Source organism: Streptomyces sp. NBC_00386 (assembly GCF_036063235.1).
Classification (GTDB): Bacteria; Actinomycetota; Actinomycetes; order Streptomycetales; family Streptomycetaceae; genus Streptomyces.
Genome location: NZ_CP107950.1, coordinates 398,570 through 414,928, shown reverse-complemented (window position 1 = coordinate 414,928; position 16,359 = coordinate 398,570). Strand labels below are relative to the sequence as shown.

Annotated in this window: 1 protein-coding gene and 1 pseudogene; both read left to right on the top strand. The window is 74.0% G+C overall.

Features of this window, described 5'->3' with window-relative positions; genetic code table 11:
• The first annotated feature begins 17 nt into the window (after positions 1 to 17).
• On the top strand, positions 18 to 10,784 hold the full coding sequence (locus tag OG780_RS01535; protein WP_328443831.1) for a type I polyketide synthase: 10,767 nt from the start codon (positions 18 to 20) through the stop codon (positions 10,782 to 10,784).
• A 69-nt stretch (positions 10,785 to 10,853) separates the two neighbouring features.
• A pseudogene (locus OG780_RS01530) lies at positions 10,854 to 16,334 on the top strand (SDR family NAD(P)-dependent oxidoreductase); the annotation flags it as partial.
• Positions 16,335 to 16,359: the final 25 nt, after the last annotated feature.

The window sequence follows — 16,359 nt, the reverse complement described above, 5'->3', positions numbered from 1 at the left end:
GGTGAGGGACGATTTCGGTGGTGAACGACGACAAGCTCCGCTATTTCCTGAAGCGAGTCACCGCAGATCTCCAGGAGACCCGGCGGCGCCTTCGTGACTACGAGGACGCCGCCGGGGAGCCGGTGGCCATCATCGGGATGAGCTGCCGCTACCCGGGAGGGGTCGACTCGCCCGAGGATCTGTGGGAGGTGGTCGCAGGCGGCCACGACGCCGTCTCGGAGTTCCCCGCCGACCGTGGCTGGGACCTGGACGCGCTCTACGACCCGGACCCGGAGTCCCGCGGGACCAGCTACGCCCGCGAGGGGGCGTTCCTGCGGGACCTGGCGCGGTTCGATGCCGGCCTCTTCGGGATCTCGCCGCGTGAGGCGCTCGCCATGGACCCCCAGCAGCGGCTGCTGCTGGAGACGTCGTGGGAGCTCTTCGAGCGGGCCGGTATCGATGCCGCCTCGCTGGCGGGGAGCAGGACCGGCGTGTTCGCCGGCGTGATGAACCACGAGTTCCTCGCCGCCCTCCAGAACTCCCCGCAGGACCTGGAGGGTTACCTCGGGACGGGCACCTCGGGCAGTGTCGCCTCCGGCCGGGTGGCCTACACCTTCGGCCTCGAAGGCCCGGCCGTCACGGTCGACACGGCCTGCTCGTCGTCCCTGGTGGCCCTGCACCTGGCTGTCCAGTCGCTGCGCAACGGCGAGTGCTCGCTGGCCGTGGCGGGCGGTGTCACCGCGATGGTCGGTCCCGCCACCTTCGTCGGCTTCAGCCGTCAGCGCGGACTGGCACCCGACGGCCGCTGCAAGGCGTTCGCGGCCGGTGCCGACGGCACCGGCTGGGGCGAGGGCGCCGGCCTGCTGCTCGTGGAGCGCCTCTCGGACGCCCGCCGCAACGGACACGAGGTCCTCGCGGTCGTCCGGGGCTCCGCCGTCAACCAGGACGGCGCGTCCAACGGCCTGACCGCCCCCAACGGCCCTTCCCAGCAGCGGGTGATCCGACAGGCACTGGCCGCCGCCCAGTTGACCACCGCACAGGTCGACGCGGTGGAGGCGCACGGCACGGGCACCCGGCTCGGCGACCCGATCGAGGCGCAGGCGCTGCTCGCCACGTACGGGCAGGGCCGTCCCGACGACAAGCCGCTGTGGCTGGGCTCGATCAAGTCCAACATCGGTCACACCCAGGCCGCGGCCGGTGTGGCGGGCATCATCAAGATGGTCATGGCCATGCGCCACGGCGAACTGCCGCGCACGCTGCACGTCGACGCGCCGTCCCCGCACGTCGACTGGTCGGCGGGGGCCGTACGGCTGCTCACCGAGCGCACGCCCTGGCCGGCGTCGGACAAGCCGCGCCGGGCCGGTATCTCCTCTTTCGGAATCAGCGGCACCAACGCGCACACGATCATCGAGGAAGCCCCGTCGACCGAAGCGTTCGCGCAGGACGCCGAGGCCCGACAAGCGCCGGAGGAAGGCGCGGAGAGCGCCGGGGCCGTCGTCCCGGAGGCGGCGCGCCCGGCCGCGGGCGGACCGGTGCCGTGGGTGATCTCCGGCAGGACCGAGGAGGCCCTGCGCGCACAGGCCGAACGCCTGCTGTCCCGCACGGACGCCGAAGTCCCCCCGCTCGACGTCGCGTTCTCGCTCGCCACGACGCGCACGGCCCTGGAGCACCGCGCGGTGGTCCAGGGCGGGACGCAGACGGAACTCGCCGAGGGATTGCGGGCCGTGGCCTCCGGCTCCCCGGCACCGGGCGTCGCGCGCGGCCTCTCCGGCACCGGCGGGCGCGTCGGGTTCCTCTTCTCCGGCCAGGGATCGCAACACCTGGGCATGGGGCGTGAGCTGTACGCGTCCTACCCGGCGTTCGCCGCCGCGTACGACGAGGTCTGCGCGCACCTCGGCACCGCGGTCGACGTCGACTCGGAAGAACTGCACCGTACCGGCGCCGCCCAGCCCGCACTTTTCGCGGTCGAGGTGGCGCTGTTCCGGCTCCTCGAATCCTGGGGCGTGCGGCCGGACTACGTGGCCGGTCACTCCGTAGGCGAGATCGCCGCCGCACATGTGGCCGGGGTGCTGTCGCTCGACGCCGCCGCGAAGCTCGTGTCCGCCCGCGCCCGCCTCATGCAGGCCCTGCCCGCCGGCGGAGCGATGATCGCCGTCCAGGCCACCGAGGACGAAGTCCTTCCGCGTCTCACCGACGGCGTCGGCATCGCCGCGATCAACGGCCCGCGGTCCGTCGTGGTGTCCGGAGCCGAGGACGCGGTCACCGCGATCGCCGAGGCCTTCCGGCAGCAGGGCCGCAAGACCTCCCGGCTGAAGGTCAGCCACGCGTTCCACTCGCCGCTGATGGACCCCATGCTGGAGGAGTTCATTCAGGCCGTCCGCGGGCTGGCCTTCGAGAAGCCGCGGATTCCGGTGGTCTCCAACCTCACCGGCCGTCTGGCCGAGCCGTACACCCCCGAGTACTGGGTCCGGCACGTCCGCGAGGCGGTCCGTTTCGCCGACGGCGTCCGGACTCTGTACGACCTGGGCGTGACCACGTTCGTCGAGATCGGGCCGGGGGGCGTGCTGAGCGCCCTGGCCCAAGGCTGCCTGGACGACGACGTGGTCACCGTGCCCGCCCTGCGCGCCGACCGCCCCGAGCGGGCCGCACTCGTCGCCGCCGTCTCCGAACTGCACGCGCACGGCGTCTCCCCGGACTGGCACGCCTTCTTCCCCGGCGCCCGCCGCGTCGACCTGCCGACCTACGCCTTCCAGTACGAGCGCTACTGGCTCGACGCCTCACCGGCCGCACCCGGTGACGTCCGCGCCGCCGGACTGGGCTCGGCCGACCACCCGCTGCTGGGCGCCGCCGTCTCCCTGGCCGGCGGCGACGAGCGGCTGCTGACCGGCCGACTGGCCCTGCGCACGCACCCGTGGCTGAGCGACCACGCCGTGCTCGGAACCGTGCTGCTGCCGGGCACCGCGTTCGTCGAACTGGCGGTGCGGGCCGCCGACGAAGCCGGCTGCGACCTGCTGGAGGACCTCACCCTCGAAGCGCCCCTGATGGTGCCCGAGCAGGGCGGCGTCGCGGTTCAGGTGTGGGTCGGCGCGGCCGACGGCACCGGCCGCAGGCCGCTGACCGTGCACTCGCGCCCCGAGGACGACACCGATCTGCCGTGGGTCCGCCACGCGACCGGCTTCATCACCGAAGGGACCGAAGAGACAGGCGCCGCGGCTGCCGGCCGGGCGCTCACGGCGTGGCCGCCGACGGGCGCCGAGCCGGTCGACCTGGACGGTTTCTACGACCGGCTGGCCGCCCTGGGCCTGGCCTACGGACCGGTGTTCCGTGGACTGCGGAACGCCTGGCGCGCGGGCGGGGAGGTCTTCGCGGAGGTCGCCCTCCCCGACGGCACGGACACCGGCTCCTTCCTCCTGCACCCGGCTCTGCTGGACGCGGCGCTGCACGCGATCGGCGTGATCGGTGCGGGCGGTGCGGGCAGCTCCCTCGCGGCCGAGACGGACGGGCCGCTCCTGCCGTTCGCCTGGTCCGGGGTGTCCGTGCGCGCCATGGGCGCGTCCACCGTACGGGTCAGGGTGGCACCGGCCGGTACGAACGTGGTGTCCCTGCTGGTGGCCGACGGTGCCGGCGAGCCGGTGGCGTCCGTCGAGTCGCTGACACTGCGCGCGGTGTCGGCCGAGCAGCTCCGCAAGCCCTCCGGTGACGCGATGTTCACCGTCGGGCGGGCGTCGCTGACCCTGCCCTCCGACGACGCGGACGGGACGGCGGTCGTGTACGTCCCGGACATCGCCGCACTGGCCGAGGCCGACGGGCCGTCGCAGCCGGACGTGGTCGTGGTCCCGTGCCCCGACGGTCCGGAAGGGGCGACCGGGGCCGAGCGGGTGCGTGCGGTCACCACCGACGTGCTGCGGCTGGTTCAGCGCTGGTTCGCCGACGACCGGACGCCACGCCTCGTGCTGGTGGCGCGCTGCGACGACCTCGCGCACGCCGCGGCGGGCGGACTGGTGCGCTCGGCCCAGGCGGAGAACCCCGGCCGGATCGTGCTGCTCGAAACCGACCGCCCGGACGAGGCGGCCGCGTTCGTGCCCGGCGTCGTACTGTCCGGCGAGCCCCACGTCGTCGTCCGCGAAGGGGAGGTCAGCGCACCGCGCCTGGCCCGCGCCGCCTCCCCGGCAACGCAGGACGCGGCCACCGGCCCCGCGGACGAAGCGGCCTCCGCCCCCGCCGAGGGCGCTGCCTTCGGCCTCGGCACCGTGCTGCTCACCGGCGCCTCCGGCGCGCTGGGCACAACCCTCGCCCGTCACCTGGTGACCGGACACGGCGTGCGCCGGCTGCTGCTCGTCAGCCGCCGCGGCGCGGACGCCCCGGGCGCCGCGGACCTGAAGGCCGAACTCGCGGCGCTCGGCGCCGAAGCGACGTGGGCCGCCTGCGACCTCGCCGATCGTGACGCCCTCGCCAGGCTGCTGGCCGCCGTCCCGGTCGACTCCGTCGTGCACACCGCCGGCGTGCTCGACGACGGCGTGATCGCCGCGCTGACCCCGGAGCGTGTGGGCGCCGTCCTCGCGCCCAAGGCCGACGCCGTGCTCAACCTGGACGAACTCACCGGCGAGAGCACGACGTTCGTGCTGTTCTCCTCCGCCGCGGGCGTCTTCGGCAACCCCGGCCAGGGCAACTACGCCGCGGCCAACGCCTTCCTCGACGCCTTCGCCCGGCGCCGCCACGCCCAGGGGCGGCCCACGGTCTCGCTGGCGTGGGGCCCGTGGGAGCAGGAGGGTGCCATGGCCGACGCCCTCGACGAGACGGGCAGGTCGCGGATGGCGCGCTCCGGCGTCCTGCCCTTGTCCACCGAGGACGGCCTGCGGCTGTTCGACGCGGCGCTCGCCTCCGACGAGCCCGTGCTCGTCCCCGTCCGCCTCGACACCGCCGCCCTGCGCAACCGGGAGGCAGAAACCGTACCGGCCCTGCTGCGCGGACTCGTCCGCGTCCCCATACGCGGCACGGCCCAGCGCGCCGCCACCGGATCCCTGGCCGAACACCTCGCCGCTCTGGCCGCCGACGAGCGTGACGAGGCCCTCCTGGAACTGGTCCGGACCGAGGTCGCCGCCGTGCTCGGTCACTCCTCGCCCCGGGCCGTACCGCCCACGCACGCCTTCCAGGACCTGGGCTTCGACTCGCTGACGGCCGTGGAGCTGCGCAACCGGCTGTCCCCCGCCATCGGCCTGCGCCTGCCCGCCACCCTCGTCTTCGACCACCCCACCCCCGCCGCCCTCGCCCGGTACATCGGCACCGAACTCCTCGGCGAGGCCCCGGCCGCTCCGGCCGCGACCTCGGCGAGGCAGGCCGCGGCCGCCGTCGACGAGCCGATCGCCATCGTCGGCATGAGCTGCCGCCTCCCGGGTGGGGTCCGCTCGCCGGAGGACCTGTGGCGGCTGGTGGCCTCCGGCCGGGACGGCATCTCCCGGTTCCCGGACAACCGCGGCTGGGACGTCGACGGGCTCTACGACCCCGACCCCGAGCGCCTCGGCAAGACCTACGCGCGCGACGGCGGCTTCCTGTACGAGGCTGCCGAGTTCGACGCCGGCTTCTTCGGCATCAGCCCCCGCGAGGCCCTGGCGATGGACCCGCAGCAGCGGCTGCTCCTTGAGGCGTCCTGGGAGGCGTTCGAACGCGCCGGGATCGACCCGGCGACGGTCCGGGGCAGCCGTACCGGTGTCTTCACCGGCCTGATGTACCACGACTACGGCCAGGGCCCGCGCGAACTGCCCGAGGGCGTCGAGGGTTTGCTCACCACCGGAGGCTCCGGCAGCGTCGCCTCCGGGCGCGTGTCCTACACGTTCGGTCTGGAGGGCCCCGCCGTCACGGTCGACACGGCGTGCTCGTCGTCGCTCGTCGCCCTGCACCTGGCCGTCCAGTCACTGCGCAACGGCGAGTGCACGATGGCGCTGGCCGGCGGCGTCACCGTCATGGCCGGCCCGACGGTCTTCGTGGAGTTCAGCCGGCAGCGCGGACTGGCCCCCGACGGGCGGTGCAAGGCGTTCGGTGCCGGGGCCGACGGCACCGGTTGGGCCGAGGGTGTCGGCATGCTGCTGGTGGAGCGGCTGTCCGACGCGGAGCGCAACGGCCATCGTGTGCTGGCCGTCGTGCGGGGGAGCGCGGTCAACCAGGACGGCGCGTCCAACGGTCTGACCGCGCCCAACGGTCCCGCGCAGCAGCGCGTGATCCGGCAGGCACTCACCTCCGCGGGCCTCACCACCGCTGATGTCGACGCGGTGGAGGCGCACGGTACGGGCACGAGGCTGGGCGACCCGATCGAGGCGCAGGCGCTCCTCGCCACGTACGGGCAGGGACGGGACGGTGACCGGCCTTTGTGGCTGGGCTCGTTGAAGTCCAACATCGGTCACGCGCAGGCCGCGGCGGGTGTCGCCGGTGTGATCAAGATGGTCATGGCGATGCGCCACGGAGTGCTCCCGCGGACCCTGCACGCCGATGAGCCGACGCCGCACGTGGACTGGTCGGCCGGTGACGTCCGGTTGCTGACCGAGGCCGTCGACTGGCCCGAGTCGGACCGCCCGCGCCGTGCCGCGATCTCGTCCTTCGGTGTCAGCGGCACCAACGCGCACACCATCATCGAACAAGCCCCCGCGACCGAGGCGCTGCCCCCGGCGTCCGGCTCCGGCACGGCCGTGCCGTGGATGCTCTCCGGCAGGACCGAAGCAGCGCTGCGGGCGCAAGCCGCCCGCCTCGCGTCCTTCCTGGACGACAACGACAGGGACAGGGACAGGGACAGGGACAGGGACAGGGACAGGGACAGGGACAGGGACAGGGACAGGGACGACGACGGCGACAGGGACGACGACGGTGAGGCGGCCTTGGCGGCCGACGTTGCGTACTCTCTGGCCACGACCAGGGCGGCCTTCGAACACCGCGCCGTAGTGGTCGGGCAGACTCTCCAGGAACTCCGGCGGGGACTGGCCGGTGTCGCCGGCGGCGCTACGCCGCCCGGCGTGGTGACCGGGACCGCACGCACCGGCGGCAGGACCGTCTTCGTCTTCCCCGGGCAGGGGTCGCAGTGGGTGGGCATGGCCACCGAACTGCTGGAGACCTCCCCGGTCTTCCGTGACCGGATCGAAGCCTGCGAACGCGCCCTCGCGCCGCACGTGGACTGGTCGCTGACCTCGGTGCTGCGCGGCACCTCCGAGGCCGAGCAGGACCGGGTCGACGTGCTGCAGCCCGTGCTCTGGGCGATGACGGTCGCCCTCGCCGAGGTGTGGCGCTCCTTCGGAGTGACCCCCGACGCGGTCGTCGGGCACTCCCAGGGCGAGGTCTCCGCGGCGGTGATCGCCGGAGCGATCTCCCTGGAGGACGGAGCGCGCATCGTGGTGCGGCGCAGCCTCGCGGTCCGCGAGCTCCAGGGCCGCGGTGCCATGGCCTCGGTGACGCTCCCGGACGAGAAGGCACGGGAACTGGTCGGCCGGTGGACCGGCCGCCTCGGCATCGCCGCCGTGAACGGGCCCGCCACCGTCGTGGTCTCCGGGGACACCGACGCCCTCGACGAACTCCTCGCGCACTGCCGACAGGAGGGCGTCCAGGCTCGCAAGGTCGCCGTCGACTACGCCGCACACTCGCCGCAGATCGAACACGTCGAAGCACAGGCGAGCGAGGGGTTCGCCGGCATCAGCCCGCTCCCCGGCTCCGTGCCCTTCTACTCCACGGTGACGGGCGGGAAGCTGGCCGCGGACGAGCTCGGCTCCGGCTACTGGTACCGCAACATGCGGCAGACGGTACGGTTCCACGACGCGATCCGGTCCGCTCTCGCCGACGGGCACGACGTGTTCGTCGAAGTCAGCCCGCACCCCGTCCAGTTGGCGGGCATCCAGGATGCCATCGAGGCCGCCGACGCGGACGCCGCGGTCGTACCGACGCTGCGCCGCCGCGACGGCGGACGGAACCGGCTGATGCTCGCCCTGGCCCAGGCCCAGGTGCACGGTGTCACCATCGACTGGGACGCCGTCCTGCCGGGCGCGCGCCGTGTCGACCTCCCGACCTACGCGTTCCAGCACGAGAGGTACTGGCTGGAGGCGGGCGCTCCGGCCGGTGACGTACGAGCGGCCGGGCTGGACGCCACCGATCACCCGTTCCTCGGCGCCGCGGTGGAGCTGCCGGACGCCGGCGGCCACCTGCTGACCGGGCTGCTGTCCCTGCGGTCCCAGCCCTGGCTGGCCGACCACGTGGTGCTGGGCACGGTGCTGCTGCCGGGCACGGCCTTCGTGGAACTGGCCGCCCATGCCGCGGCCGAGACCGGCTGCGACCATGTCGAGGAACTCACCCTGCAGGCACCGCTGGTGCTGCCCGAGCACGGCGGCGTCGCGCTCCAGGTCCTCGTGGGAGCCCAGGACGACTCCGGTCGCCGCCCGCTGAGCGTGCACTCGCGAGCCGGGGACGGCCCCTGGACACGCAACGCCACCGGCGTCCTCACCACCGGCACAACCCCCTCCGGGACAGACCTGAGCAGCTGGCCCCCGGTCGATGCCCAGCCGGTGGACCTGGACGGCTTCTACGACCGCCTGGCGGACCTCGGCCTGAGCTACGGTCCGCTGTTCCGGGGGCTGCGCGCCGTGTGGCGCGGCCACGACGCGGTCTACGCCGAACTCGCCGTCACCGACGAGGCGCAGGCGAACGCGTTCGGCGTGCACCCGGCCCTGCTCGACTCCGCGCTGCACGCGCTGGGCGCGGGCGGCCTCGTACCGGCCGCCGACGGGCCCCTGCTGCCCTTCGCGTGGTCCCGCGTCACGCTGCACGGAACCGGAACGGCGAGCCTGCGGGTACGGCTCTCCCCGGCCGGCGGGGACACGGTAAGGCTGGAGGCCGCCGACGACACGGGCCGTCCCGTCATGTCGGTCGAGTCGCTGACGCTGCGCCCGGTGTCGGCCGAGCAACTGCGCACGAGCTCCCGGGACTCCCTGTTCACCGTGGAGTGGGCACCGCTCGCCACCACGGCCGACGCGCGGACACCGGTCGTACGGGCCTACGACGACATCGCCGCCCTCCTCGCCGCCCCCACGGTGGAGACCGGGGCGCAGGCGGACACGGACGCCGTCGTCGTCCCCTGCCCCGGCGGGTCGGGTACCGATGCCGAGCGGGTCCGGAGCGTCCTCGCCGAAGTGCTCCGGCTGGTCCAGTGGTGGCAGGCCGAGGACCGGGCCGCCCGCCTGGTGCTGGTGACCCGGGGCGCGGTCGCCTCCGGGGACGAGCCGGAAGCGGGCGACCCGGTGCAGGCGGCCGTGTGGGGCCTGGTCCGGTCGGCACAGTCGGAGAATCCGGACCGCATCGTCCTCCTCGACACCGAAGAGAATGCCGACCTGGAGCGGGCCGTGGCGACAGCCGTCCCCCGGCTCCTCGCCTCCGAGGAGCCGCAGGCGGCGCTCCGCGGTGACGCGCTCCTGCTACCCCGGCTCGCCAGGGCCGCCGCCGACGCCCCGCGGGCCACCCCGGACCTCGGGACCGGCACAGTGCTCCTGACCGGCGCGTCCGGCGCCCTGGGCGGGCTCGTCGCCCGGCACCTGGTCGCCGAGCACGGCGTGCGCAGCCTGCTGCTGATGAGCCGGCGCGGCGCGGATGCCGAGGGTGCGGCGGAGCTCCGGGCGGAACTGACCGCCGCGGGTGCCGAAGTGCTCTGGGCCGCCTGCGACGTGGCCGACCGGAACGCCCTCGCCGAGGTGCTGTCCGGCTCGCCGGTGACGGCCGTCGTCCACACGGCCGGCGTCCTCGACGACGGCGTGATCGGTTCGCTCACGCCGGAGCGCCTGGAGAAGGTGCTGCGCCCCAAGGCCGACGCGGTGCTGAACCTGCACGAACTGGCGGGCGACGTGTCGGCGTTCGTGCTCTTCTCCTCGCTCGCGGGCACGCTCGGCACCCCCGGCCAGGCCGGCTACGCCGCGGCCAACGCCTTCCTGGACGCCTTCGCCCGGCTCCGCCGCGCCCAGGGGCTGCCCGCGGTGTCGCTGCCGTGGGGCCTGTGGCAGCGCACCGGCACCATGACTGAGTCCCTCGGCGGCGCCGACCGGACCCGGCTCGCCCGCGGCGGCGTGCTGCCACTGTCCGACGAGGACGGCCTGGAACTTCTCGACGCCGCGCTCGCGCTGCGGGAACCCCTCGTGGTGGCGGCACGGTTGGACCTCGCCGCCCTGCGGAACGCGACCGCACCGGTGCCGCCGCTGCTCAGGGCGCTCGTCGGCGGCCGGCCGCGGCGCATGGACCGGGCGGCTTTAGTACCGCTGGCGCAACGGATCGCGGGCCTGCCCGAGAGCGAGCGCGAAGAGGCCGTCCTGGACCTCGTCCGCTCCGAGGTCGCCGCCGTCCTCGGCCACAGCTCGGCCAAGGCCGTCCAGCCCGACCAGGCCTTCGGCGACCTGGGCTTCGACTCGCTGACCGCGGTGGAGCTCCGCAACCGGCTGAACAAGGCCACCGGCCTGCGGCTGCCCGCGACGCTGGTCTTCGACCACCCGACGCCCGCGGTACTCGCGCGGCGGGTGCTGAAGGACCTCCCCGGTGGTACGGGCGGGACGGCGCCGGTCCTCGACGAGCTCGACCGCCTCGCCGCCGCCCTCGACGGCGCCGGAGCGGACGGCGTCGACAACGTCACCCGAACCAAGATCAACATGCGTCTCCAGGCGCTGCTCGCCCGCTGGAACGGGGACGAGCCCGCCGATCCGGGAGGCGCCGGCGGAGCCGGGGACGAAGACGACCTCAGCTCGGCGAGCGACGAAGAGCTGTACGAGCTCCTCGACGACGAACTCGGCATCTTCTGAACTGCGCAGGTCAAAAGGGGGCGGGCGACACCGATGATGAACGAGGACAAGCTCCGGGACTACCTCAAGCGGGCCACCACGGACCTGCGCCAGGTCCGGCGGCGCGTGCGCGAGCTGGAGGCCCGCGACCAGGAGCCGATCGCCATTGTGGGCATGAGCTGCCGGTTTCCCGGCGGCGTCGGCTCCCCCGAGGAGCTGTGGCGGCTGCTGGCCGAGGGCGAAGACGCCATCTCGCAGTTCCCCGAGGACCGCGGCTGGGACGTCGACGCGCTCTACGACCCCGACCCCGAGCAGCCCGGCAAGGTCTACACCCGGCACGGCGGCTTCCTGCACGACGCGGCGGACTTCGACGCGGACTTCTTCGGAATCTCGCCGCGTGAGGCACTGGCCATGGACCCGCAGCAGCGGCTGCTGATGGAGACCGCCTGGGAGGCCTTCGAGCACGCGGGCATCGACCCTGCCGGCCTCAAGGGCAGCCGCACCGGTGTTTTCGCCGGCCTGATGTACCACGACTACGGCTTCACGCCCGGAGTCCTCCCCGAGGGGGTCGAGGGGCTGATGAGCACCGGCAACTCCGGCAGCGTCGCCTCCGGGCGCATCGCCTACACCTTCGGGTTCGAGGGCCCCGCGGTCACCGTCGACACCGCCTGCTCGTCCTCGCTCGTCGCCCTGCACCTCGCCGTGCAGGCGCTGCGGGGCGGCGAGTGCTCCATGGCGCTCGCCGGCGGCGTGACGGTCATGGCGGGCCCAAGCGCCTTCGTCGAGTTCAGCCGCCAGCGTGGACTCGCCCCCGACGGCCGCTGCAAGTCCTTCGCGGCGGCCGCGGACGGCGCGTCCTGGTCCGAAGGCGTCGGCCTGCTGCTCGTGGAGCGGCTGCGGGACGCCCGCCGGCTCGGCCACAAGGTGCTCGCCGTCGTCCGGAGCAGCGCCGTCAACCAGGACGGCGCGTCCAACGGCCTGACCGCGCCCAACGGCCCCTCGCAGCAGCGCGTGATCCTCGAAGCGCTGGCCGGCGCCCGGCTGTCCGCCGAGGAGGTCGACGCCGTCGAAGCACACGGCACGGGCACGAACCTCGGCGACCCGATCGAGGCGCAGGCACTGCTGGCGACCTATGGACAAGAGCGCGAACGACCGCTCCTGTTCGGCTCGCTGAAGTCCAACATCGGCCACACACAGGCCGCGGCGGGCGTCGCCGGCGTGATGAAGATGGTGCTGGCGATGCAGCACGGCGTGCTGCCGAAGACGCTCCACGTGGACCGGCCGACCCCGCAGGTCGACTGGTCGGCCGGCTCGGTCGAGCTGCTGACCGAGGCGATCGCGTGGCCGGAGACCGACCACCCCCGCCGGGCCGGGATCTCGTCGTTCGGGATCAGCGGCACCAACGCGCACGTCATCGTCGAGCAGGCGCCCGAACCGGAGGCGGAGGACCCGGCCGACGACAGGACCGAAGGCGAGGGCGTGGCCGAGGAACTGCTGCGGGCCCGGACCACGGTGGTGCCGTGGGTACTCTCCGCGAAGACCGGGGAGGCGCTGCGGGAGCAGGCACAACGACTGCTGTCGTCCGTGGACCTCGCGGCCGCGTCCCCGGCCGACGTGGGGTTCTCGCTGGCGGCCACCCGCTCGGCGCTGGAGCACCGGGCGGCGGTCGTCGGCGCGGACGGGGCAGAGTTGCGCGCGGGGCTGACCGCCCTCGCGGCGGGCGAGCCCGCGGCACAGATGGTGACGGGGCGCGCCGGTGCCGACCGGGGCAAGGTCGGGTTCCTGTTCTCGGGCCAGGGTTCGCAGCGGCTGGGAATGGGGCGCGAGCTGTACGCGGCGTACCCGGTGTTCGCCGCCGCCTACGACGAGGTGTGCGCGCTCCTGGATGCGCCGGTCGATGTCGACGCGGATGAGTTGAACCAGACGGGTTGCACGCAGCCGGCGTTGTTCGCTGTCGAGGTCGCCCTGTTCCGGCTTCTCGAAATGTGGGGCATCCGGCCGGATTATGTGGCTGGTCATTCGGTGGGTGAGATCGCGGCCGCTCATGTGGCGGGTGTGTTGTCGCTCGAGGACGCGGCGAAGCTGGTGTCGGCGCGGGCCGCGTTGATGCAGGCCCTGCCCGCGGGCGGCGCCATGGTCGCTGTCCAGGCCACCGAGGACGAGGTACTGCCCTACCTGACCGACGAGGCCGGCGTCGCGGCGGTCAACGGGCCTCGGTCGGTCGTGGTTTCCGGTGCGGAGGACGCGGTCGTCGCCATCGGTGAGGTCTTCGCCGGTCAGGGTCGTAGGACATCCCGTCTGAAGGTCAGTCACGCGTTCCATTCGCCGTTGATGGATCCGATGCTGGGGGAGTTCGCGCAGGTCGTTCGCGGGCTGTCCTATGGTGAGCCGCGGATTCCGGTGGTCTCGAACCTCACCGGTCGCCTGGCCGAGCCGTACACGCCCGAGTACTGGGTGCGACACGTCCGTGAGGCGGTCCGCTTCGCCGACGGTGTGCGGACCCTGCACGAGCTGGGTGTGACCACGTTCGTGGAGATCGGCCCCGGCGGCGTGCTGAGCGCCCTTGCCGAAGGCTGCCTCGACGACGCGGACATCGTCACTGTTCCCGCCCTGCGTACCGACCGTCCCGAACCCCAGGCGCTCACCCTCGCCCTCGGGCAGGTCCACGCGCACGGTGTCTCCCCGGACTGGCAGGGGCTGTTCCCCGGCGCCCGGCACGTCGACCTGCCCACGTACGCCTTCCAGCGCGAGCGCTACTGGCTCGAAGGCACGGCCGCGCTCGACGTCTCCTCGGCGGGCCTGGACTCCTCCGGCCACGCCCTGCTCGGCGCGGTGGTGGAGACCGCCGGTACGCGGGACGTGCTGTTCACCGGTCGGCTGTCCCCGGCCGACCTGCCCTGGACCGCGGAACACACGGTCGGCGGCGTGCCGGTGCTCCCGGTCGCCGCGTTCGTGGAGCTCGCCCTGTCCGCGGGACGGCAGACCGGGTTCCCGCACCTGGAACAGCTGGACGTGGACGCCCCGCTGGTCCTGGCCGAACAGGGCGCCGTACGCGTCCAGGTGCAGGTCGGTGCGGGCGACGATCCCGACCGGCGCTCCGTGCGCGTCTTCAGTCGGCCCGCTGCCGACGGCACCGGCGAGCCCTGGGTCTGCCACGTCACCGGAGAGCTCACCCGGAACGCTCCGGCGCCGGATTTCGACATGACGATGTGGCCGCCGACGGGTGCCGAACCTGTCGACGTCGAGGGCCGTCCGGGTCTGGGCGCCGCCTGGCGTGCCGGGGACGAGCTGTACGCCGAGGCCGTACTGGCCGTCGCGGAGCGGGACCGGGCGGACCGCTACGTCCTGCACCCCGTACTGCTGGACGCCGCCCTCGGCATGCTGGCGTCGAGCCGCGCCGAAGACCCCGGCAAGGTGCTCATGCCCCACGCCTGGAGCGGTATGTCCGTGCACGCTCCGGGGCCCGGGGCCGTACGCATACGCATCCGGCCCGTCGCCGACGACGCGGTGGCGATCGAACTGTCCGACGCCGACGGCTCTCCCGTCGCCTCGGTCGCGTCCGTCTGGACACGGTCGATGTCCCCGCAGCAGGTGCTGGCCTCGCGCGTGGCGCACCAGGACCGGATGTTCGAGGTCGACTGGGTCGAGCACACCGCGGCTTTCGCCCCCGCACCCGCCACCGCTCCCGAAGCCGCGTGGGCGGTCCTGGGCGACGAGGGGTCCCACTCCGACATCGACGGGCTCCGCAGGGCGGTCGACGGCGGCGCGGCCACGCCTGCCCACGTCCTCCTGCCCTGCGCCCCGAGCGAGGGCGATGCCGCCGCCGCGACGCGCGGGCTGCTGGCCGATGTGCTGTCGGCCGTCCAGGAGTGGGTCGCCGACGAGCGGTTCTCCGACGCGCGGCTCGTGGTGATGACGCGCGGGGCCGTCGAGCCGGACGGCACAGCTCCGGACCTCGCGCACGTCGCGGTCTCCGGTCTGGTGAAGTCGGCCCAGACCGAGCACCCGGACCGGCTCCTGCTCGTCGACGCGGACGACTCGGTCACGAACAGCGGCACGGTCACGAATGGCGGCCTCGACCCGGCGCTGGCCGCGGCCCTCGCCGCTCTGGACGAACCGCAGGCCGCGGTGCGCGACGGAAAGCTGTACGTGCCGCGCCTCGCCCGGATCACCCCGCCCGAGGAGCCCACCGCTCACGCATGGGACCCCGAGGGGACCGTGCTGCTCACCGGCGCGACCGGTGGCCTCGGACGGTCGCTCGCCCGGCACCTCGTCGCCGAACGCGGCGCACGGAGGCTGCTGCTGACCAGCCGACGGGGCCCCGCGGCCGAAGGCATCGGCGAACTCGTAGCCGCCCTCTCCGAACTGGGCGCGCACGTAGACGTGGCCGCCTGTGACATCGGGGACCGGGACGCCCTCGCGGAACTGCTGGCCTCTGTCCCGGCCGAGCACCCGCTCGTGGCCGTGGTGCACGCGGCGGCGGCCCTGGACGACGGCGTGGTCACCGCCCTGACGCCGGGGCGCCTGGACACCGTGCTGCGGCCGAAGGCCGACGGGGCGCTGCACCTGCACGAGCTGACCCGGGACCTGGACCTCTCCGCGTTCGTGCTCTTCTCCTCCCTGGCCGGAGTCCTGGGCAGCGCCGGCGCGGCGGGCTACGCCGCTGCGAACGCCTTCCTGGACGGGCTGGCGCGGCAGCGCCGGGCCGCGGGCCTGCCCGGCACCTCGCTGGCATGGGGCCTGTGGACGGACAACGGCGGCATGGGCGACCGGATCACCGACGCCGACCGCAACCGGATGGGGCGGGCCGGAGTCGTGCCCTTCACTCCGGCGGAGGGGCTGGCCCTGTTCGACGCCGCCCTCACCGTGGACCGGCCGGTGATCGTGCCGGTCCGGCTGGACGTTCCAGGACTGCGCGCCATGGCCCGCGCCGACATGCTGCCCGCCGTCCTCCGCGGCCTCGTCGGCGACACCGGCGCCGCGGCCTGCGAGACCGCGGCCGCACGGACCCCCGCCCTGGCCCGCCGCCTCGCCGGGATACCGGAGGCCGACCAGGAGAAGGTCCTGCTGGACCTGGTGCGCCATCAGGCGGCAGCCGCCCTCGGCCACGCCACCGCTGCCCGCATCGAGCCCACCACGGCCTTCCGGGACATCGGCTTCGACTCCCTGACCGCCGTGGAGCTGCGCAACCGGCTCAAGGCCGCGACCGGGCTCCGGCTCAAGCCCACCCTGGTCTTCGACCACCCCAACCCCGTCGCGATCGCCCGGCTCCTCCACAAGTCCCTGGTGCTCGACCTCACCGCCGAGGCCCCACCCGTGCTCGGCGAACTGGACCGGCTGGAGGCGCAGCTCGCCGCGCTCGACCCACAGGACGCGGTGCGGGACAAGGTCACCGCCCGGCTCAAGGCGCTGCTCTGGAAGTGGACCGACACCCACCAGGACGCCGTGGCGAACACCGCCGACGCCGGCCACGGCCCCGGCCCCGACCGCGACTTCGGCCCCGACCGGATCGACGCCGCCACCGACGACGAGATGTTCGACCTGATCGACCAAGAGCTCGGGTCCCACTGACTCATCTCACGCACTGCTACCGAGG